The organism is Selenomonas oralis, from assembly GCF_051603425.1.
GTDB lineage: Bacteria > Bacillota > Negativicutes > Selenomonadales > Selenomonadaceae > Selenomonas > Selenomonas sputigena_A.
The window spans coordinates 847,669-866,133 of record NZ_CP194411.1 but is presented as its reverse complement, the minus strand read 5'-3'; the positions used below and the strand labels follow the sequence as shown (position 1 = coordinate 866,133).

Sequence of the window (18,465 nt, the reverse complement as noted above, 5' to 3'; positions counted from 1 at the left end):
TCTGATCATACAATGAACAACAACCAAAGGAGAGATTTATCATGAGCAAAAAAAGTCCTATTCTCGGAGCGATTCTCGGTTTCTTTGTCCTCGGCATCTTCTACAGCACAGGCTTCAACAAGCAGGGCGCCATCGCTGTTGTCGGGCTGATTGTCGTCAGCTGGCTCATCAGTATAGCTGTCGGCCCGGAGCCGGCCGTGCTCGTCAACCTCGTCGGCGCGTTCCTCGGCTACAAGTGGGCGAACGATCACAACGCAGCGATCGGCGGCGGTGAGATGTAGCTTTGCCGCGAAAATGCGAAGCGAGGAGCCGTTCAAGTAAGATTTGACAGAACCATATATTATGCGAAAAGACTGCCATACGGGAAGGCATTTCTTCCGTATGGCAGTCTTTTTATGAAGTGATCAGCGGAAAAGGTCTGCGTGCGTTCCCGTATCCATCAGGGTCAGTGTCAGAATATCGCCGTCGATGCGATAGATGAGCAGCCAATCGGGTTGGATATGGCATTCACGGCATTTGGAGAAATCGCCGCTTAACCAATGATCGGCATATTTTTCAGGAAGCTTTTTGCCGCAGCGCAGCATTTCCACCACATCGCCAAGAAGGGACAGATCCAGGCCGCGTTTTTGGGCGCGTTTGTATCCTTGACGAAAGGAACGTGTGTATTTCAGTTTATACTGCATGGTCATTCTCCAAGGCTTGCTTCAGTTCCTGCCAGTCTTTGTAGGAAGGAACGGTTGGGTCATGCGCTGTTTGCTCGGCCTCTTTTATCGCTTCAAGCAATTCTGCGGAGTATTTTTGTTCCTTTACACTGAAGGGGAGTCCGCGATGAATCAGGCACTGGCGCAGGAATACATTGACCGCCGTGGAAAGATCCAGCCCGAGGTTTTGGAACAGCGCCATCGACTGCGCTTTCACTTCGGGATCCAGACGAATTTGTGCAGATACGGTAGCCATAATATCACCTCCTTGCCTTATTGTAGCATATTTGCAGTACAACGTAAACAAATAAAGCGGTATTCGTGCCTTCTGACAGAGTTTTGTCTGCCCGCAGCTCTGTCTATGGAAGGGCTTATTCCGTGACGATCTTTACGCCGTTCGATGTGCCGAGGCGCGTTGCTCCGGCGGCGAGCATGGCTTCCGCGTCGGCGCGGCTGCGGATGCCGCCCGAGGCCTTGATGCCGAGCGCTGTGCCGACTTCCGCGCGCATGAGCCTTACATCGTCTGTCGTCGCGCCGCCTGTGGAGAAGCCCGTCGATGTCTTGACGAAGTCGGCTCCCGCTTCTTTGGCCAGCCGGCAAGCGCGGCGCTTCTCCTCATCGGTCAAGAGGCAGGTCTCGATGATGACCTTGGTGAGCGCCTTTCCTTTGGCTGCTTCAACGACGGCGCGGATATCGTCCCGCACATAGGCGTCATCGCCGTCCTTGAGCCTGCCGACAGGGATGACCAGATCGACCTCCTCCGCGCCGTCCTCGACCGCCTTTTTCGTCTCAAAAGCCTTGACAGCGGACGGCGTCGCTCCCTGCGGAAAGCCGATGACCGTGCAGGTCTTAACGCCGCTGCCCTTGAGCGCGTTCGCGGCGAACGACACCCAGAGCGGGCTGACGCAGACCGAGGCGAAACGATGCGTCTTCGCCTCCTCGACGAGTTTTTCCAGATCCGCCCTCTGCGCATCCGTCCGGAGCAAGGTGTGGTCAATAAATTTCGCCAAATCCATAGAGATCCTCCCCCTGAAGCTGCTGGAATTTCTTACGGCTAAAAGTCTAGCAAAAAAAATGCCGGGAAGTCAAGCGGGAGTGAAGGAATACGGCAGGAGAATCCCTCTGCGCCTTCGCTTGATTTCTCGGGGCTGCATGGTAAATGAAGCGTTTCGGTTCGGCAGACGTGCGGCGCATTTTGTGGCAATCGCGCCGAAAATATGATACCATGGAGGAAATAATGGAAAAAAGAGGCGCTTTCCGCGGCAGATGCGGCGATTTCGATGCCCGGGGAATGTTCATCGAGCCTTGGGGCTGTTCGGCATCGCGTTCCTTGTCGGAGCGGGAGATGCGCTGAAACTGGAAAAGGAAGTATGGAAAAGGAGGCTCGGAACGATGAAAGCCTTGATCGTCGTTGACGTGCAAAATGATTTTATTTCCGGCGCCCTCGGGACAGCGGAAGCGCAGGAAATGCTGCCGAGGCTGGTGGAAAAAGTCAGGCATTTCGATGGTGCGGTTTTTATGACGCAGGATACGCATGGTCAGGACTACCTGCAAACACAGGAAGGGAAAAAGCTGCCGATTCCCCATTGTATAAAAGGCACGGAGGGCTGGGAGTTTCCGGCGGTACTTGAAGCGCTCCGAAAAGAGAAGAATGCGGCGGTTTATGAGAAGCCCTGCTTCGGCAGTATGCGGCTTGTAGAGGAAATAGCGAAGCTCTTTGAGGACGGAACGCTGGAATCCGTGGAGCTGGTAGGGATCTGCACGGATATCTGCGTCGTATCCAACGCGCTGATGCTCAAGGCCGCTCTCCCAGAACTGCCGCTTTATGTGGACGCCGCCTGCTGCGCCGGTGTGACGGTGCAGAAGCATGAAGCGGCGCTGGATGTGATGGAGAGCTGCCAGATCATCGTCGAACGGTGAGGCGATGCCGCCTTGAAGAAAACGACAGAGAAAGGAGGCGACTTCCATGGCAGGTGTTACGGTTCCCGTTCATTCGGCGATTATCGATTGGGTTTTACAGAATATCCATGAGGAACAAATGGAGCCTAAGGTGCTCGAGCGGCTTGATGCTTGGAAAAACGGCAAAAAGGTGCCGACGATGAATCAAATAGAAGAAATGAGCAGAAAAACGCATATTCCGTTCGGCTATTTCTTTTTGCAAACACCGCCGCAGGAAGACGTTTCTCTCGTTGAATATCGCACGGTAGGAAGTAAGACAGGGGCAAGGGCGAGTCGCAACCTCATAGACATCCTCGATCAGATGACGGCAATTCAGGATTGGATGCGAGACCAGCTTCAAGCGGACGGCGCGAAACCATTGGCATTTGTCGGAAGCGCTGATGTTCACGAACCTGTGAGCCGCACCGCGCAAAGGATTCGCCGCAGTTTGCATCTCGATATCCGATGGTATGAAGAGGGCAGGAGTGCAGAAGAGAATTTCGGCACACTCAGAGAGCGGCTGACACGCTGCGGCGTATTGGTCTTTACCGGAGGAAAGGTCGGCTGCAATACGCGCAGGCTCCTCGATATCCAGGAGTTTCGCGCCTTCACACTGGTCGATGCCCGGGCGCCTCTCATCTTCATCAATACGGCGGATGCACCGAATGGGCGGATTTTTTCGCTTTTGCATGAGACGGCGCACATTTTTTTCGGCGAAAACAGCTTGTTCAATCATGCTGAATGGTCGAGCAGCGCGGTGAGCCTGCCGGAGCAAAAATGCAATGCCGCTGCATCGGAAATCCTCGTGCCTGAGGAAGAGTTCCGGCGTATATGGAATCCGTCTATGTCGCTCGAGGAAATGACAGAGATTGCTGCTCGTCATTTTCGCTGCAGTGAAGCCGTCATCTTGCGACGCGCATACGATGATGGAAAAATTGCACGGGGCGAATACCTTCGCCTGATGTCCATGCAAAAAGCACGGTATCAAAAGATGAAGGCAGAGAAACAGAAGAGCTCCGGCGGAGATTTTTATAATACACTGCTTTCCAATCTGGACCATCGCTTTCTGAGCGCCCTCCATCGTAGTGTCTTACAAGGGAACACACAGGATACGGATGCCTATCGATTGACAGGAACGAACCGGAAAACGTATACGATGGCGATCGCTAAGATGGGAGGCGCGTAAGTTTGGATGAAAAATACCTCATTGACTCCAATAGTCTCATACAGCCTGCACGCGCTTACTATCCTTTTGATTTTGCACCTTCTTTCTGGGGACAGCTGCGCCCGAAAATTTCATTGGATAAAATTGCTGTTTTGGATAAAGTGTATGGTGAGCTTCTGAAAGGTACGGATGAACTTGCGGAGTGGGCAGGAAGCTTGCCGGATTCATGTGTTCTGCCAACGAAGGATGCGCGGATTGCCAAAGCATACACCGATGTTCTGGATTATATTCAGCAGAGCAAAAACTATAATGACGCCGCTCTGCGCCGCTGGTCACAATTCGATATTGCTGACCCATGGTTGATTGCTGCAGCCATGGCATATGGCTATAAGATATTGACTTTTGAGCAATCCGCCGGTATCATAACCGATCCTTCAAGAAATCCCAAGATTCCAGATATAGCACGCCATTTTCAGGTGCCTTGTGTATCTTTGTTTGATATGATGCGGCGAGAAGATTTTCATTTGTAATCTAGGAAAAACATAAAAGCAGCCCCCGACATTGCTCTTGCTTCAACGTCGGGGGCTGTTCTGCGGTTTCTTGTCCGCCGCACTATTCTTTTTTCAACTTCTTCTTCACTGCCTTCCCGTCGCCTGCAGTTCTTCTTCGTAGTCGGTGATGCCGCGGGCGATGGCGCGGGCGAATACGTCGGCTTTGTCCCTGAGAAGCTGTGCTTCGGGCATGCAGTCGATGAAGGCCATTTCGACGAGCACGGCGGGCATTGCGGTCGCGTGCAGGACGATGAGGCCGGGACGTTCCTTGATGCCGCGGTCGGTCGTGTCGAGCGAGGTGACGATCTGCCAGCCGATGGTGCGTGCCAGGCGCTCCGCCGGACCGCCCAAGGCGTAGACGAGCACTTCCGTGCCGTGCGCTTCGCCGTTCGCGGCGTTGCAGTGCAGGCTCACGAAGAGGTCGGCAGGCCAGCGGTTCGCCTCGTCTGTCACGGCCTTGTCCCAGCGCTCCATATAGCGGCTTTCCCAGGCGAGGTTGTCGCTCTGCATGAGGCGCACCTCTTCGCCGACGAGTTCGAGATATGTCTTCACCCGCGCGCCGATATCGGCTGCCACATCGCATTCCCTAAGCCCGAGCGCTGCATTGACTGCGCCGCTGTCGTAGATGGGGTCATGACCCGGATTCAAAAAGATTTTCATGCTGCCTCCTTTGCCTTTCGGCTCGCTTTGCCGGCGTCTTTGGCATGGGCTGCCGCAGGATCGGCAGGCCTGGTGCTGCCGCTTTGGTGCGCCGTCGCGCCTATACATGCGGGCGAGGTGAAACAGTATATCCGGCCGTGATAGGAAAAATGCAGGAGTTAGGAAAATGTCCTAGAAAAACCCAACAAAAAGAGCTATTTTATTGGGGAAATTATCTTACGATAAATAAGAGTGGTAGAGATAAGGGGAAAAGGATGGGGCTTGATGCTTAAAGAGCCTAGGAATAAGACCTCAAGAGGAATATAAGAAGAAAGGTGATGACAATGGGATTCTTTCAAAAGGGACAGACCTATGCGGCGCCGGCCGCTCCTTCGCCGAATGATGCGGAGGATATCCGCAGGCTGGAGCGCTACCTGGCGACGCTTGCCGACGGCAAACTCGATGAGCCGGCGCCGGCCGTAAGCTCACCGGCGCTGCGCTCATTGGCGGGCGCAATTCAGAATTTTGCAGCAAAACAGGCGGCGGGGGAACTCAATACCATGCGCGTGATGAACGATGGCTTGGCGCGGCAGATCCGCGCGTCCATTCTGCTGAACAAGCTGGTGCTGAGTCTCTCGGATATCGCGAGCGGCGTGCAGGAGGTCATGGGCGTGATCCGCAGCCTGGCCGATTCGATCAACGATATCGCCTCGATGTCGACGGACATCGCGGATCAGACGACGACGGGGCAGGATACGATGCGCGCGGCGGGCGAGACGATCATGGGCATGTCGGCGGGCAACAAGGTCGTGGGCGACAGCCTCGGCCACATGGTGCAGCGCATGGAGTCGCTGACGAGTTCGACGGCAAACATCCACAACCTTGTCGCGGCGGTCAACGACATTTCCGAGCAGACGAACCTTCTGGCGCTCAATGCGTCCATCGAGGCGGCGCGTGCGGGCGACCATGGGCGCGGCTTCGCCGTCGTTGCTGAGGAGGTCAGGAAGCTCGCCGTCCAGTCGAAGCAATCCGTCGAGGAGATCAGCGATCAGCTCACTTCGATACGGACAGAGGTGACGAATCTCGGCGAGCAGGTTGATTCGATGGACGAGACCTTCACACAGAACTCGGAGAATATCCAGGCGACGGAGAAACAGGCAGGGGCGATCCGGGAGACGTTTATGGAGATCAGCGGTGCGATGGAAAAGCTGGCGCCGTTTGCCGAGCAGCAGTCGGCCTCTTTCGAAGAGATGACGGCTTCGCTCTCGCAGGCCATGGACAATATGCATACGGCGAGAGGGGATGCGAAAGCGTGCAATGAGAGCCTCTTCCATGTGCTCATGAATTCCAGCTCCGTGCGCAGTGATTTCCTCAAGAGCGGAGTCCGGCTGGATTCCCACGATATTCTCGATCTCGCGAAGACCGATCATCTGATCTGGTTCGCACGCGTCAATCAGATGCTTCTGGGCAACATGCAGCTCGATGCCGCCGATGTCGTCAACCATCATACCTGCCGTCTCGGTCATTGGTACGAGGGGGAGGGGCGCGAAAAGTACAGCGGGCGGCCGGTGTTCGACGCGCTCGACGCGAAGCATGAACGCTTCCACCGCCTTTGCGCCGAGGCGATCGAGGCCTACAACAGCCACAACGAGTACAAGGTCAGGGCGCTTCTGCCGGAACTTGAGGAGCTTTCGGAAGAGGTCGTTAGCGCGCTTGACGAGCTGAAAAATATGGGCTGAAAAACGTCTATCATACTAAGAGAGCGGCTCGCATCAAAGAGCCGCTCTCTTTCTGTAGGAGGGCGCCGCCTCCTTTTTGCGCCTCCCGGCTTGACCGCCGACACTTCCATGATACAATTGGGGTAGAGGATTCTTGGAAAGAGAAGCCGAACGGATGAAACGCATATAGAAAAAGGAGCGAATATCATGGCAAAGGAAAAAGCCAAGGTTTATTTCACGGACTTCCGCACGGATGTGGGGACGAGCCTGACGAAGAAGCTGCAGCGTCTGTGTCTTGCGGCGGGTCTCAAGACGATCGAGCTGGAGGGGCGCTTCGTCGCCATCAAGATGCATTTCGGCGAGCTGGGCAACCTCGCGTTTTTGCGGCCGCAGTACGCAAAGGCGGTCGCCGATCTCGTGAAGGAGGAAAAAGGCATCCCCTTTTTGACGGACTGTAACACGCTTTACCCGGGCAGCCGCCGCCATGCGCCCGAGCATCTCGACTGCGCGAACATCAACGGCTTCAACCCGACGACGACGGGCTGTCAGATCATCATCGGCGACGGCCTGCGCGGCACGGACGAGCTCGAAGTGTCGATCAAGAACGCGATCGTTCTCAAGACGGCGAAGATCGGCCGCGCCGTCATGGACGCCGATGTATTCATCAGCCTCACGCATTTCAAGGGACACGAGCAGACGGGTTTCGGCGGCGCGATCAAGAACATCGGCATGGGCTGCGGCAGCCGTGCGGGCAAGATGGAGCAGCATTCGTCAGGCAAGGTCGGCGTCCATGAGGAGCTTTGCCGCGGCTGTCGGCGCTGCGCGAAGGAGTGCGGCTCGGACGCGATTTCTTATGCGGACAACAAGGCGGTTATCGACAAGGAGCTTTGCAAGGGCTGCGGCCGCTGCATCGGCTCGTGTACTTTCAACGCGCTCTACAATGAAGTCTGGGACGCTGCCGACATCCTCGACCGCCGCATGGCGGAGTACACGCAGGCGGTCTGTCAGGACAGGCCGTGCTTCCACATCAGCATCGCACGTGACATCTCGCCGAACTGCGACTGTCACGGCGAAAACGATGCGCCGATCCTGCCCGACATCGGCATGTTTGCCTCCTTCGATCCCGTCGCGCTCGATCAGGCGTGCGTCGACATGGCGCTGAAGGCCCAGCCGATCCGCAACAGCAAGCTCGGCGATCATCTCGCGCAGCCCGACTGGAAGCACCACCACGATCACTTCCTCGACTCGAACCCCAACGTTTGTTGGGAAGAAACGCTCGTGCATGGCGAGAAGATCGGCCTTGGAACGCGGGATTATGAGCTGGTCACGCTGAAATGATTGCGTCCGCTGTCCAAATGCGCTAAAATAAGGCAAAGGGTGCAGAAAAAGCCAAGGGAAGCCCGTGCAGAACTTTGCACGGCGGCAGCTCCCGCGGCTTTTTTCTTGCGCATTTCCAAAAGGAGGGATCGCTTTGCGCATTGTCATCATCGGCGCAGGGAAATTGGGCTACAGCATTGCGGAGCTCTTGTCGAACGAGGCGTTTGATGTGGTGCTTGTCGATCGGGACGAGGTGCGCCTCGAGGCGGCGAAGAATACGCTCGATGTCCTGACCGTCGCGGCGAACGGCGCGAGCCCCATCACGATGGATGATCCCGACATCCGGGGAGCCGACGTTCTCATCGCCGTGACTGCAAGCGACGAGGTCAACATGGTCGCCTGCATTCTGGCGAAGAAGCACGGCATCACGCATACGGCGGCACGCATCCGCGATATGCAGTTCCTTTCGGAGGGAAAGGAATATCTCAAGAAGAATTTCGATATCGACCTCATGCTGAACCCTGAGCTCATCACGGCGCGCGAGGTCTACCGCATATTGATGACGCCGGCGGCGCTCGATGTCGAGGATTTCGCGAGCGGCAAGGTGCGTCTCTTTGAGACGAAGGTGACGCGCCATTCGCCTTTGGCGAACATTCCCCTCAAGGATCTCGAAATGCCCAAGGCGATCCTCGCGGGCATGATTTTCCGCGACCACCGCATGATCATCCCGCACGGCGACGACTGCCTCTTGCCGCATGACAACGCCTATTTTATCGGCGATCCGGAGGAAATCGAGAAGTTCAGCGAGAACTTTGTGCATCGCGACGCGAAGAAGCTCGAGCATGTGATGATCATCGGCGCGGGGCGTACGGGGCGTTTTCTTGCAAAGATGCTCGACGAGGCGGACGTCGCTGTGAAGGTCATCGAGCTGAACGATGAGCGCAGCCGCCTGGCGGCCGACTGCCTCGACAACGGGCTTGCGATATGCGGCGACGGCACGGACATCGATCTTCTGACGGAGGAAGGCGTGGCCAATGCCGATGTCGTCGTCTGCCTTACGGAGGACGACAAGCTGAACCTGATGCTCGCGCTTCTCGCGAAGCACTTGGGGGCGGGCAGGACGGTTGTGCGCGTTGCGCGCAATGAATACGTCGATCTCATGGAAAAGGTCGGCGTCGATATCGTTCTCTCGGCGCGTCTCCTGTCGGCGGGTGAGGTGCTGGCATTCGCGCGGCGCGGCGGCGTTGTCTCCGTTTCCTTCCTGGAAGGGGCGAAGGCTGAGGCTGTCGAGGTCATTGTGCAGGAGGGCGCTCCTGTGGCAGGGATCCGGCTCATGGATGCAAGGCTGCCGCGCGAGTGCCTTGTCTGCGCCTACGTGCGCGACGATGAGGCCGTGATTCCGAACGGCGCGTCGGTTCTGCAGCCCGGGGATCGCACGATTCTCTTCATCCAGATGGGATTTGCCCAGAAGGTCATGAAATACTTCAAGGGGAAGAATTGATATGGATATACGTACCATTGCCTTCCTGCTCGGGCGCATGGCCTTTCTGGAGGGGACGGCGCTCTCCATCGCCTTCTTGCTGTCGGTTCTTTGGGGCGACGCGCGTCCTGCTGCCTTTGCCCTGCCGGCAGCCTTTTCTTTTGCCTTTGGGGGCGGTTTCGCCGGCTTCGGCAAGGGGCATCGCCATGTGATCGGCGTGACGGAGGGGGCGGTGTTCCTGCTCTCCGCCTGGCTTCTGCTGTCCTTTCTCGGTGCGCTGCCCTTTTGGTTCACGGGGACCTTTACGGGCGCGGACGCTTTTTTTGCGAGCGTCGCGGCCTTCACGACGACGGCGCTCCTTTTCACGCCGACGGGGCTGCAAAGCTCGCTGGGCTTTTGGCAGATCTTTCAGGGCTGGATCGGCGGGCTGCACTTCCTCATCCTGCTTGTGACTGTCATGCCGCAGGTCGGCGGCTGCTTTGGCATCACGCTTTCGGCGGGGAGCGGTCTGAGTTTCAGTCCGCTGCTGCACCGCATGAACCTCGCGGGACGCAAGATGGTGCTCATCTACTGCGTCTTGACGCTCGTTTCGCTGGGGCTGTTCCTGCTGGCGGGCGAGAGCCTGCTTCCCGCTCTGGTGCTTGCCTTGACCTCGATATCGACGACGGGCCTTGATCCGCGCGGCACGGTGCTCGGGGCGGACAAGGCGCCGACGGAGCTGGCGGCTGCCGTGTCGATGTTTCTCGCGGGCGTGAACTTCCTGCTCTGGAAACGGGTTGCGGCGCGCCGCAGCCTGCGGACGCTTTTCGCCGATACGGAGCTTCGCGTCTTTCTCGCCGTCGTTCTCGTCGGCGGGCTCCTGCTCGCGGGATACCTCGCCTACAGCGGCGTCTACGATGGGGAGCGGAGCCTGCGCTTCGGACTTTTCCATGCGATATCGTTTGCGACGACGACGGGATTTGCCGAAGTGGAGCTCGCGAAATGGCCGACTTTTCCCCATGCCGTCCTGCTGCTGCTGGCCTTTCTCGGCTGCTCCATCGGCTCGGTCGGGGGCGGCTTCAAGGTCATGCGGCTCCTCGTGCTGTGCAAGATGGCCAAGGCCGAGGTTCTGCGCACGATTCACCCGCGCATGGTCGTCAACGTCAAGGTGGACGGTGTTTCCGTGCCGCGCAAGGTTCTCGGCCGCATCATGGCCTTCTTTTTCCTCTATGTCGTCGTCCTCGTCGCGGCGACGCTCGGCCTTGCGCTCGCCCATATCGACGCCCTGCCCGCTATGGGCTTTGCCGTCGGCTGCCTATCCGGCACGGGAACCGTCGTGACGCTTCTCTACGGTGGCAAGGATTTCCTGCTGCTGCCCGGCTGGGTTAAGGTGTTCGCCGGCTTCCTGATGATCCTCGGCAGGCTTGAGCTTTTCACCTTCCTCATACTGCTGCACGCCGGCATCGGCCGTCTGCATCGCCATCAGTGGTGAACGAGCGAAGCTTTGGCTGAACGACATGCGCCTGCTTCAGCCGAAGACACGTGCGAGCGCCTCGAGCCCTTTTTCGAGCGTCGCCCGGGGGCAGGCGATGTTGAGGCGCTGGAAGCCCGCGCCGCTCTTGCCGAAGATGGCGCCGTCATCGAGCCAGAGGCGGGCCTCCTCGATGATCTTCCGGTCGAGCGCCTTCACTTCCAGGCCGCAGGCGCGGAAGTCGAGCCAGAGCAGGTAGGTGCCTTCGGGCTCGATGAGCTGCACCTGCGGCAGATGTTCGGCGAGGAAGCGCTTCGTGTGCGCGATGTTTTCCTCCAGGTAGGCGAGCAGCGAGTCGAGCCACGGGCCGCCTTCGCTGTAAGCCGCCTGCGCCGCCAAAAGGCCGAAAAGATTTGGTTCGCCGTAGCCTGTGCTGTAGACTTCCTTTTGGAACCTTTGGCGCAGGCTTTTTTCTGTGATGAAGATGTTCGAGAGCTGCAGCCCGGCGAGATTGAAGGTCTTGCTCGGCGCAGTGCAGGTGATCGTCCTGGCGGCGACTTCGGGAGAGAGCGAGGCGAAGGGCGTGTGTTTGTTCCCAGGGCGCACGAAGTCGGCGTGGATCTCGTCGGCGACGACGAGGACATCGTGCGCGAGGCAGATGGAGGCGAGCCGCTCCAGCTCTTCGCGTCGCCAGACGCGCCCGACGGGGTTGTGCGGGCTGCAGAGGAGCAGGAGCCTGACCTTGTTTTCGGTGATTTTTTTCTCCATATCGGCGAAATCCATGCGGTATGCGCCGTCCTCGAAGAGCAGGGAGCTCGTGACGAGCCTGCGGCCGTTGCCCTCGATCGTGCTGAAAAACGGATAGTAGACCGGCTCCGTCACGAGGACGGCATCGCCTGCCTGCGTAAAAGTGCGCACCGCCGTGGAAAGCGCGAAGACGACGCCCGGCGTGATGACGAGTGCATCCTTGCCGGGCCGCCAGCCATGGCGCGTATCGAACCATTTTTCGAGCGCCGCATAATACTCCTCTTTCGGGCTCGAATAGCCGAAGATGCCATGCTCGGCGCGCTGCCGGATGGCCTCGCGCACCGCCTGCGGCGCACGGAAGTCCATATCGGCGACCCAGAAGGGCAGAACATCCTCGGGATAGCCGCGCTCTGCGGCGAAGTCGTATTTCAAGCTGTTCGTATGTCGGCGGTCGATGATCTCATCGAAGTCGAAATGATGCATGGGAGAAGGCTCCTTTTCTTTTGTGTTGGTCCTGTAAAGTAAATGTATTATTCATACAGATGAACTATGGAATGTGTTTATTATAAAATGCGGCGGCATTGCTGTCAATGCGGACGAGGAAAATTCCCGTCGACCGGGGCTTAGTGTTTGCAAAGCCTCTGTTTCCATTATACAATAAATGGAGGAAAGTATCCTGTTTGGCGATGGGCATGGCCTTGGTGGAATTTCTGCAAGACGGGGGACGGGCGCCGGGGCGAGGCGATCGAAAGGAGCATTTTATGCAGGGCATTGTGAAAAAAGGGAAGCGTCTGCATTTTCGGCAGGCGGAGGAAAAGGATCTGGATTACATCCTTGAGGTGGAGTTCCGTCCTGAAAACGGCAGGTTCGTCATACCTTGGGAGCGTGCGGTGCACAGGGAAACGCTCGATACCGAGGGGGCGATCCATCTCATCATCGAACGCATGGATACGGAGGAGCCCGTCGGTTTTTTGATGATCGCGGGTTTGAACAATCCCTCGAAGGAGATGGAATGGACGCGCATCATCCTCGACAAGAAGGGCGAGGGCTATGGCCATGAAACGCTCAAGATGCTCAAGTCATGGGCATTTGACGACCTCGGCTTTCACCGCGCCTGGCTCGACTGCAAGGATTACAACGCGCGCGCACTGCATGTTTACGAATCGGAAGGGCTCGTGCGCGAAGGTTTGATCCGTGAGACGATCCTGACGGACGGCGTGTATGAGAATCTTGTGATCCTCGGCATACTCGACCGTGAATACTTCGCACGCAAGGAAAGGGGAGAGGAACTATGAAAGAGATCCAGCGGCTTTTTGTCATCGTGCTCGACAGTCTCGGCATCGGCGCGGCTCCCGATGCGGCGGAATTCGGCGACGGCCCGTGCAATACGCTCCTGAGCCTGACGAAGGCAAAGGGCTTTGCCGTGCCGCATCTGGCGTCTTTGGGCATTTTTGCCGTCGATGGCATGGCGGAGGCGATGAAGGCGGCAGGCGAAACGATGCCGGCGGCGGAAGCCCCGCAGATGCGCGGCGCCTTTATGCGCTTGCAGGAAAAATCGCGCGGCAAGGATACGACGACGGGGCATTGGGAGCTTGCCGGGCTTGTCGCGCATCAGCCCATGCCGACCTACCCGGATGGCTTTCCGCCGGAGGTCATCGCCGAGCTGGAAAAAAGCATCGGGCGCAAGCTCATCTGCAACAAGCCGTATTCGGGCACGGCGGTCATTCATGACTATGGCCGCGAGCATATCGAAACGGGCGCGCTCATCGTCTACACCTCGGCGGACAGCGTGCTGCAGTTGGCGGCGCACGAGGCCGTCGTTTCCCGCGAGGAGCTTTACGAGGCCTGCCGCAAGGCGCGCGTCGTCATGCAGGGAGCGCACGGCGTAGGCCGTGTCATCGCGCGTCCCTTCATCGGGACATGGCCGGATTACGAGCGCACGGCGGGGCGCCACGACTTCTCCCTGGAGCCGTCCGGCACGGTGCTGGACGCTCTGAAGGCGGCGGGATGCGATGTCATCGGCGTCGGCAAGATTTCGGACATCTTTGCCGGGTGCGGTCTCACGAGAAGCCTCGGCACGAACGAGAACAATGCCGACGGCATGAAAAAGACGCTCGCGCTGCAGCACGAGGATTTCACGGGTCTTGCCTTCGTCAATCTCGTCGATTTTGACATGGTTTACGGGCATCGCCGCGATATCGAGGGCTATGCCAAAGCCTTGATGGAATTCGACGCCTCGCTGGGCGAATTCCTCCAGGGCATGAAAGACGGCGATGCGCTCTTCATTACCGCCGACCACGGCTGTGATCCCGGCGCTCCGGGCACCGACCATACGCGCGAATATGTGCCGCTTCTCGCCTGCGGCGCTTCCATAGCCGCAGGGCGCAATCTCGGTACGCGTTCCTCGTTCGCCGATACCGCCGCCACGATTGCCGAAATGTTCGGCGTGCCCCTGGAAACAGAAGGGAGGAGCTTCTGGCAGGAAATCAAAAAGGCTTGAGAGGGAAGAACGCGGAAGAAGTTCTTTATGGATTTGACGGAAATGTGGTATAATAATGGAAACTGCATGCACAAACGTCCGCTTTGCAGGCGTTGTGCACCGCTCTGCCATGCAAGCCCCATCGGTCTGTGTCTTTCGGACTTGACTTCTTGGGCTTTCACGGCAGAGAAGCGAAAACGAATGAGGTGGAGCCTTGCAGCTATAAAACCCATGGCCGCAAGGCGACAGCCAAAGGAGGCGTTTGGATTGGCCAGAAAGTGCAAGATCCTTATTTCCGATGATTCCAAGCTTCTGCGCAAGCAGCTGCGCGAGGAGCTTGAGGCGCTTGACTGCGAGGTCATCGAGACGGAGAACGGCAAGGAGGCGATTGCGGAGAGCCTCGGCGATCGCCCGGACGGCATCATCCTGGATATCGTCATGCCTGAGGTCGACGGCATAGAGGTTTTGCGCGTCATCAAGGAAGTCGATGATACGATTCCCGTCATTATGCTGTCCTCTGCAGGAACGCCGGGAAAACTCATGGAGACATTGAAGCTTGGCGCCTTGGACTTTATCCAGAAGCCCTATACGCCCGAGCAGATCAAGAATGCCATCGCGCGCATTCGGAAAAAGGCAGGACTGGATGAACAGTGATCTCTTGTTTGCTCAATTCCTGCTGAATCACGGTGTGCTCAAGGTGACGGAGATCCGCGAATTCCTCCCCAAAACCCTCGCTACAAAAGTCGATTTGCCGCTGCAGGCGCTGTTCCGCGGCGCCGCGACCGCCGTGGAGCTTGATTCCCTCGGCGCACTGTCCGGCGAGGCCTTCCGCAAGAGCGCGGAGGAAGAAGGCGTGCTCACGGCTTCTCAGATCCACAACCTCGGGGAAGCGATCGCCGGAGAAGGCTGCCTGTTGGCGCAGGCCCTGCTCGATGCCGGGCGTCTGAACTACAAAGAGGTAGAGCAGCTTTTTCATGACTATGGGCGCATGGGCGAGCATCCTCTGCAGGAGGCGATGGAAAAGGCGGCGGTTCCCATGCTGTTGGAGGAATTGCCCCTCTATACGGAATACGTCGGCGTGGCGTTTCATGCCCTGAAGCGCTTCATGGGCATCGCCTGCGTCATCAATCCGACGGGGACGCCTCTTGCAGACGGCGACCTTCCCGGGTACATCGTTTCCCAGGCCATCACCGGCGCGGTCTCCTTTGTCACAGGCTTGGCCGCTTCCGATGAGGTTTTCCTCGAGCTTGCCCGCCGCTACAGTCACGAAGATTTTCGGGAGCTCGACGAGCTCGCAGTCGACAGCCTCGCGGAATTCCTCAATGTCCTGAACGGCTTCTTCGCCGTGCGTCTGGGAGAACGCGACCTCGAGCTCGACCTGAACCTGCCGAAGACTGCGACGGAGCTTCACCTGAGTGTCAACAAACTCCTGAACCTCCATATAGAAAGCCCCGTCGGCCCCTTCAACCTGCTCATCGCAGCCGACGAGTTCATCTGAGGGAAGGCTCCCATAAATGCGCCAAGAAACCGCCGCCGCAGAAAGAATGCGGCAGCCGCGTGCTTGCTAAAGTGTCGAAAAACCACCGATGTTCGGTGGTTTTTTCTTTTCCCGGGGGCAGGGCATATAGGAAGGGGTGAGAAAGTGGGAGCGCAGTTACGCTTGAGGACTCCATTCTATCAATCTGCGTAGTGCAGGGAAATTTCTACAATTTTTCCGTTTTGGGCTGTAAATGTGAAATAAGCATAAGGGCTTCTTTCCCAGTAATACCAATAACGCGTCGCATCTTTATCTTTGCGGATGTAATTAGGCGTACCATATACATCATAGAGTTTGCTGATCAGCATCCCAACGCCGATTCCATCAGCGGTTTCAATGCCGTTATCTGCTGTGGCAGTGATATCGTACAGGGAAGCGGCGCCCACGCCTAGGAATGAAAACGTCAGAGTCTTTCCGTAATAGTACGTCATACCGTTGCGGTCATCGATCCTATCGGGCTGTCCATATACTTGCGTGACCATTTGAGGTGTCGCTCCAATAGGAATATATCCCAGGGTTAATTGTTCCCTTGTCAGTGTCCCTTTTGGCAGCTCGGCTCCAAAAGAAATATTTGACATGATAAAGACAAGAATACCTGCGAGTAGGAGTGTTTTTTTCATAGCGATACCTCCCTGAAAATAGCGCATCATTGCAAGAGAACGCATAAGATACTTTTCTGTAATCAAAGATGTTTTTCCTGCCGGGATTGAATTTTCCGCAACACCGCACTGCAGCTGCGGCCGCTCGAATGCGCCGAACTTCAGCGAAGAAGAACAATGCCGCTGCACAGGAGGCTCGCCGGCAATTTGATATTTTTGCAGTTAACACATACCAACTCAAACTTCGCACATCAAAAACGTTCCACAGACATTGAAAACACTGACTTTATGCCAATGAAAACACTCTCCTTATGCACATTTTCTTAGTTTTTGCGACAACAGTACAGGCAGATCTTTCAAGAAGCCTTGCAGCTGTCCCCGGATCTCCCCTTCATCCAGCATAGCCTTCTCTTGGAGTCGTTCAACAAACAGCAGCAAAAGGAGGCGCATGGCTTCCACGAAGCACACATCCGGCAACTCATCCGATAGATAGAACAGCTCTCCCAGACTTCGTGCATCTTTGCACTCGCGCTGCTCCACTGCCAGGAACATGTACCGCGTGAACACGATGGAGACATGCGCTGTCATCGCGTCATACGAAAGAGAGCGGCAATCCTTCTCCAAGCGCAGGAAACTCTTGCACACCTTGAAGAACACCTCGATGCCCCAGCGCTTGCCGTAGAGGTGGATGACTTCCTCCGCCGTGAGGCTCATGTCCGTCGTCACCAATACCAGCCAGTCCTTCCGATGGTTGCGATTGCGGACAAAGACAAGGCGCACAGGGAGAGATTCTTCGCCCTTGACGACAGCGGCTTCTACACTCAGCAGATACTTCGAGCGGCCACGCCGCTTTCGGTGTTGCTTGTAGATCGCCTTCACATCCTGCAGGCATCCTTGATGGATGTAGTGTATCTTTTCCGTCTTCTTTGCCATGGCGACCACATCGTAGCCAAGACCGTGAATCTTCAGGAGCGATGCCGGGGAGCAGAACCATGTGTCGAACAGGACGTGGCGCGCCGGGATAGCGGCAGCCTTCGCTTCCTGCAGGAGCTGCAGCATCACCTCGGTTGCCTTCTGCTGGGCAAGTTTTCGCTGCTTGCCGCCATGGGAACGAGCGTCTACTTTCTGTGATGCATCACGGAGACGATTCTTCGTATTCTCGGTAGAGAGCAGCGTATGACTGACGGGCAGAAGCGTATTGCCATCTGACCAGCAGAGCGTGAGCATGCGGAAGCCATAGGAGAACTCCTTCTTGGCATGGTCGTAGAGGCGAGCGAGAAGCTCCACCTTTTTGGAGCGGGCGCGATGGTAGATGGAATCGTCAAGGATGAGCACGTTGATACGATCCGCATGAGTCAGGGGAGCGAGCGTGTCATGGATGATGGCGGCGGCAAGCTCTGTCGTGAACCTGCGCCAGTGGATTCGGCAGGAGTTCATGAAGCGGTAGAACGTATCCTTGCCAAAAGGCATAACGGTGCTTTGGAGATGCATCTGCGTGTAGACGGAACGCTGCTGGAACACCATGCGGAACGCCAACAGGAAGATGTTGAGAACAGGGATGCCGCGAAGCTTGTACGCATTTGCCGCACGGAGGATGCGACCGACTTGATAGCGACGGAAAAAGACTTGCATTTTCTTGGAAAGCAGTTCCTCGTCTTGGTGGTTTTGTGTTATACTGTTCATAGCATGAGCCTCCATTGGATGTTTTTGGTTGACACTTAAAATTATACCAAATGGATGTTGCTCATGCTATTTTATTTGCCAAGACGATAGATATTTCAAGGGTTACAGCAGATTATTCATCTGCGAAGTTTGAGTATACTATTATACAGCTTGTGTCAACAGAATAGTATATAAATTTGAACTAAAGTATGATATAATAAACTACAAGCTATGAATTTGAATGATATCGAGGGGTTTATAATGAAATTTAGCTATAAAAAATTATGGAAATTATTGATTGATAGAGATATAAAACACAAAGACTTAATTGATAAAACAGGGATTAGTAGAAGTACATTTTATAAGTTAAAGAAAGATGAAAATGTAACTACCGATGTGTTAATAAAAATATGTGAGTTTCTACAATGTGATATATCAGATATTATGGAGTGCATTGAAGAGAAATGAAAAATAAGGGAAAA

The 18,465-nt window shown here is 56.3% G+C and carries 20 protein-coding genes; 13 read left to right on the top strand and 7 right to left on the bottom strand.

What is annotated here, in order from left to right; all coding sequences use genetic code 11:
* Positions 1 to 41: 41 nt before the first annotated feature.
* Positions 42 to 281, top strand: a complete 240-nt coding sequence (locus ACRTGH_RS04115; protein WP_368846739.1) for a phospho-N-acetylmuramoyl-pentapeptide-transferase — start codon at positions 42 to 44, stop codon at positions 279 to 281.
* A 123-nt stretch (positions 282 to 404) separates the two neighbouring features.
* Here ACRTGH_RS04115 and ACRTGH_RS04110 read toward each other — a convergent pair whose 3' ends face one another.
* From ACRTGH_RS04110 to deoC, 3 genes are all read right to left on the bottom strand, one after another.
* The gene (locus tag ACRTGH_RS04110) at positions 405 to 683 is read right to left on the bottom strand and encodes a type II toxin-antitoxin system YafQ family toxin (protein ID WP_368846740.1); all 279 of its coding nucleotides are present in this window, start codon (positions 681 to 683) and stop codon (positions 405 to 407) included.
* Positions 673 to 957 carry a type II toxin-antitoxin system RelB/DinJ family antitoxin gene (locus tag ACRTGH_RS04105; RefSeq protein WP_368846741.1) on the bottom strand — a complete coding sequence of 95 codons (285 nt, stop codon included), beginning with the start codon at positions 955 to 957 and terminating at the stop codon, positions 673 to 675. Before ACRTGH_RS04105 ends, ACRTGH_RS04110 begins: the two co-directional genes overlap by 11 nt.
* 115 nt (positions 958 to 1,072) lie before the next feature.
* Positions 1,073 to 1,717 carry a deoxyribose-phosphate aldolase gene (gene deoC / locus ACRTGH_RS04100; protein WP_368846742.1) on the bottom strand — a complete coding sequence of 215 codons (645 nt, stop codon included), beginning with the start codon at positions 1,715 to 1,717 and terminating at the stop codon, positions 1,073 to 1,075.
* Between the two features lie 376 nt (positions 1,718 to 2,093).
* On the opposite strand from deoC, the gene ACRTGH_RS04095 reads away from it, so the two are divergent.
* From ACRTGH_RS04095 to ACRTGH_RS04085, 3 genes are read left to right on the top strand one after another with little or no spacing between them, the layout of a single operon-like run.
* Complete coding sequence (locus tag ACRTGH_RS04095; protein WP_368846743.1) at positions 2,094 to 2,621, top strand: cysteine hydrolase family protein; 528 nt, start codon at positions 2,094 to 2,096, stop codon at positions 2,619 to 2,621.
* Positions 2,622 to 2,667: 46 nt separating this feature from the next.
* Positions 2,668 to 3,825, top strand: a complete 1,158-nt coding sequence (locus ACRTGH_RS04090) for an ImmA/IrrE family metallo-endopeptidase (RefSeq protein WP_368846744.1) — start codon at positions 2,668 to 2,670, stop codon at positions 3,823 to 3,825.
* A 2-nt stretch (positions 3,826 to 3,827) separates the two neighbouring features.
* The gene (locus tag ACRTGH_RS04085; protein WP_368846745.1) at positions 3,828 to 4,334 is read left to right on the top strand and encodes a DUF4411 family protein; all 507 of its coding nucleotides are present in this window, start codon (positions 3,828 to 3,830) and stop codon (positions 4,332 to 4,334) included.
* A 105-nt stretch (positions 4,335 to 4,439) separates the two neighbouring features.
* Here ACRTGH_RS04085 and ACRTGH_RS04080 read toward each other — a convergent pair whose 3' ends face one another.
* The gene (locus ACRTGH_RS04080) at positions 4,440 to 5,015 is read right to left on the bottom strand and encodes an N-acetylmuramoyl-L-alanine amidase family protein (RefSeq protein WP_368846746.1); all 576 of its coding nucleotides are present in this window, start codon (positions 5,013 to 5,015) and stop codon (positions 4,440 to 4,442) included.
* Between the two features lie 317 nt (positions 5,016 to 5,332).
* On the opposite strand from ACRTGH_RS04080, the gene ACRTGH_RS04075 reads away from it, so the two are divergent.
* The 4 genes from ACRTGH_RS04075 (at position 5,333) to ACRTGH_RS04060 (ending at position 10,980) form a co-directional block, all read left to right on the top strand.
* Complete coding sequence (locus tag ACRTGH_RS04075) at positions 5,333 to 6,733, top strand: methyl-accepting chemotaxis protein (protein WP_368846747.1); 1,401 nt, start codon at positions 5,333 to 5,335, stop codon at positions 6,731 to 6,733.
* Positions 6,734 to 6,919: 186 nt separating this feature from the next.
* The gene (locus tag ACRTGH_RS04070; RefSeq protein WP_368846748.1) at positions 6,920 to 8,050 is read left to right on the top strand and encodes a DUF362 domain-containing protein; all 1,131 of its coding nucleotides are present in this window, start codon (positions 6,920 to 6,922) and stop codon (positions 8,048 to 8,050) included.
* Positions 8,051 to 8,183: 133 nt separating this feature from the next.
* A complete protein-coding gene (gene trkA / locus ACRTGH_RS04065; protein ID WP_368846749.1) occupies positions 8,184 to 9,530 on the top strand; it encodes a Trk system potassium transporter TrkA in 1,347 nt (448 codons plus the stop codon).
* A 1-nt stretch (position 9,531) separates the two neighbouring features.
* Complete coding sequence (locus tag ACRTGH_RS04060) at positions 9,532 to 10,980, top strand: TrkH family potassium uptake protein (RefSeq protein ID WP_368846750.1); 1,449 nt, start codon at positions 9,532 to 9,534, stop codon at positions 10,978 to 10,980.
* A gap of 36 nt (positions 10,981 to 11,016) precedes the next feature.
* On the opposite strand, the gene ACRTGH_RS04055 is transcribed toward ACRTGH_RS04060, so the two are convergent.
* Positions 11,017 to 12,189: a MalY/PatB family protein gene (locus ACRTGH_RS04055; RefSeq protein ID WP_368846751.1), complete on the bottom strand. Its 1,173-nt coding sequence runs from the start codon at positions 12,187 to 12,189 to the stop codon at positions 11,017 to 11,019.
* A gap of 278 nt (positions 12,190 to 12,467) precedes the next feature.
* Here ACRTGH_RS04055 and ACRTGH_RS04050 point away from each other — a divergent pair, with 278 nt between their 5' ends.
* From ACRTGH_RS04050 to ACRTGH_RS04035, 4 genes are all read left to right on the top strand, one after another.
* A complete protein-coding gene (locus tag ACRTGH_RS04050; RefSeq protein ID WP_368847134.1) occupies positions 12,468 to 13,001 on the top strand; it encodes a GNAT family N-acetyltransferase in 534 nt (177 codons plus the stop codon).
* A complete protein-coding gene (locus tag ACRTGH_RS04045; RefSeq protein WP_368846752.1) occupies positions 12,998 to 14,206 on the top strand; it encodes a phosphopentomutase in 1,209 nt (402 codons plus the stop codon). Before ACRTGH_RS04050 ends, ACRTGH_RS04045 begins: the two co-directional genes overlap by 4 nt.
* A 246-nt stretch (positions 14,207 to 14,452) precedes the next feature.
* Positions 14,453 to 14,839 carry a response regulator gene (locus ACRTGH_RS04040; RefSeq protein WP_368846753.1) on the top strand — a complete coding sequence of 129 codons (387 nt, stop codon included), beginning with the start codon at positions 14,453 to 14,455 and terminating at the stop codon, positions 14,837 to 14,839.
* On the top strand, positions 14,829 to 15,683 hold the full coding sequence (locus tag ACRTGH_RS04035; protein ID WP_368846754.1) for a hypothetical protein: 855 nt from the start codon (positions 14,829 to 14,831) through the stop codon (positions 15,681 to 15,683). The genes ACRTGH_RS04040 and ACRTGH_RS04035 overlap by 11 nt, the downstream gene beginning before the upstream one ends.
* A gap of 179 nt (positions 15,684 to 15,862) precedes the next feature.
* On the opposite strand, the gene ACRTGH_RS04030 is transcribed toward ACRTGH_RS04035, so the two are convergent.
* Positions 15,863 to 16,408, bottom strand: a complete 546-nt coding sequence (locus ACRTGH_RS04030) for a hypothetical protein (RefSeq protein WP_368846755.1) — start codon at positions 16,406 to 16,408, stop codon at positions 15,863 to 15,865.
* 222 nt (positions 16,409 to 16,630) lie between these two features.
* Positions 16,631 to 18,004, bottom strand: coding sequence for an IS4 family transposase (locus ACRTGH_RS04025; RefSeq protein ID WP_368846756.1), 1,374 nt, complete (start codon positions 18,002 to 18,004; stop codon positions 16,631 to 16,633).
* Positions 18,005 to 18,244: 240 nt separating this feature from the next.
* Here ACRTGH_RS04025 and ACRTGH_RS04020 point away from each other — a divergent pair, with 240 nt between their 5' ends.
* A complete protein-coding gene (locus ACRTGH_RS04020; RefSeq protein WP_070496688.1) occupies positions 18,245 to 18,451 on the top strand; it encodes a helix-turn-helix domain-containing protein in 207 nt (68 codons plus the stop codon).
* Positions 18,452 to 18,465: the final 14 nt, after the last annotated feature.

What these genes read in the sequence shown, in the direction of transcription:
- ACRTGH_RS04090 (WP_368846744.1), top strand. Translation starts at nt 2,668, where the DNA reads ATGGCAGGTGTTACGGTTCCCGTTCATTCGGCGATTATCGATTGGGTT.
- ACRTGH_RS04075 (WP_368846747.1), top strand. Translation starts at nt 5,333, where the DNA reads ATGACAATGGGATTCTTTCAAAAGGGACAGACCTATGCGGCGCCGGCC.
- ACRTGH_RS04045 (WP_368846752.1), top strand. Translation starts at nt 12,998, where the DNA reads ATGAAAGAGATCCAGCGGCTTTTTGTCATCGTGCTCGACAGTCTCGGC.
- ACRTGH_RS04055 (WP_368846751.1), bottom strand. Translation starts at nt 12,189, where the DNA reads ATGCATCATTTCGACTTCGATGAGATCATCGACCGCCGACATACGAAC.
- deoC (WP_368846742.1), bottom strand. Translation starts at nt 1,717, where the DNA reads ATGGATTTGGCGAAATTTATTGACCACACCTTGCTCCGGACGGATGCG.
- ACRTGH_RS04105 (WP_368846741.1), bottom strand. Translation starts at nt 957, where the DNA reads ATGGCTACCGTATCTGCACAAATTCGTCTGGATCCCGAAGTGAAAGCG.
- ACRTGH_RS04025 (WP_368846756.1), bottom strand. Translation starts at nt 18,004, where the DNA reads ATGAACAGTATAACACAAAACCACCAAGACGAGGAACTGCTTTCCAAG.
- ACRTGH_RS04115 (WP_368846739.1), top strand. Translation starts at nt 42, where the DNA reads ATGAGCAAAAAAAGTCCTATTCTCGGAGCGATTCTCGGTTTCTTTGTC.
- ACRTGH_RS04020 (WP_070496688.1), top strand. Translation starts at nt 18,245, where the DNA reads ATGAAATTTAGCTATAAAAAATTATGGAAATTATTGATTGATAGAGAT.
- ACRTGH_RS04095 (WP_368846743.1), top strand. Translation starts at nt 2,094, where the DNA reads ATGAAAGCCTTGATCGTCGTTGACGTGCAAAATGATTTTATTTCCGGC.
- ACRTGH_RS04050 (WP_368847134.1), top strand. Translation starts at nt 12,468, where the DNA reads ATGCAGGGCATTGTGAAAAAAGGGAAGCGTCTGCATTTTCGGCAGGCG.
- ACRTGH_RS04060 (WP_368846750.1), top strand. Translation starts at nt 9,532, where the DNA reads ATGGATATACGTACCATTGCCTTCCTGCTCGGGCGCATGGCCTTTCTG.
- ACRTGH_RS04080 (WP_368846746.1), bottom strand. Translation starts at nt 5,015, where the DNA reads ATGAAAATCTTTTTGAATCCGGGTCATGACCCCATCTACGACAGCGGC.
- ACRTGH_RS04110 (WP_368846740.1), bottom strand. Translation starts at nt 683, where the DNA reads ATGCAGTATAAACTGAAATACACACGTTCCTTTCGTCAAGGATACAAA.
- ACRTGH_RS04070 (WP_368846748.1), top strand. Translation starts at nt 6,920, where the DNA reads ATGGCAAAGGAAAAAGCCAAGGTTTATTTCACGGACTTCCGCACGGAT.
- ACRTGH_RS04035 (WP_368846754.1), top strand. Translation starts at nt 14,829, where the DNA reads ATGAACAGTGATCTCTTGTTTGCTCAATTCCTGCTGAATCACGGTGTG.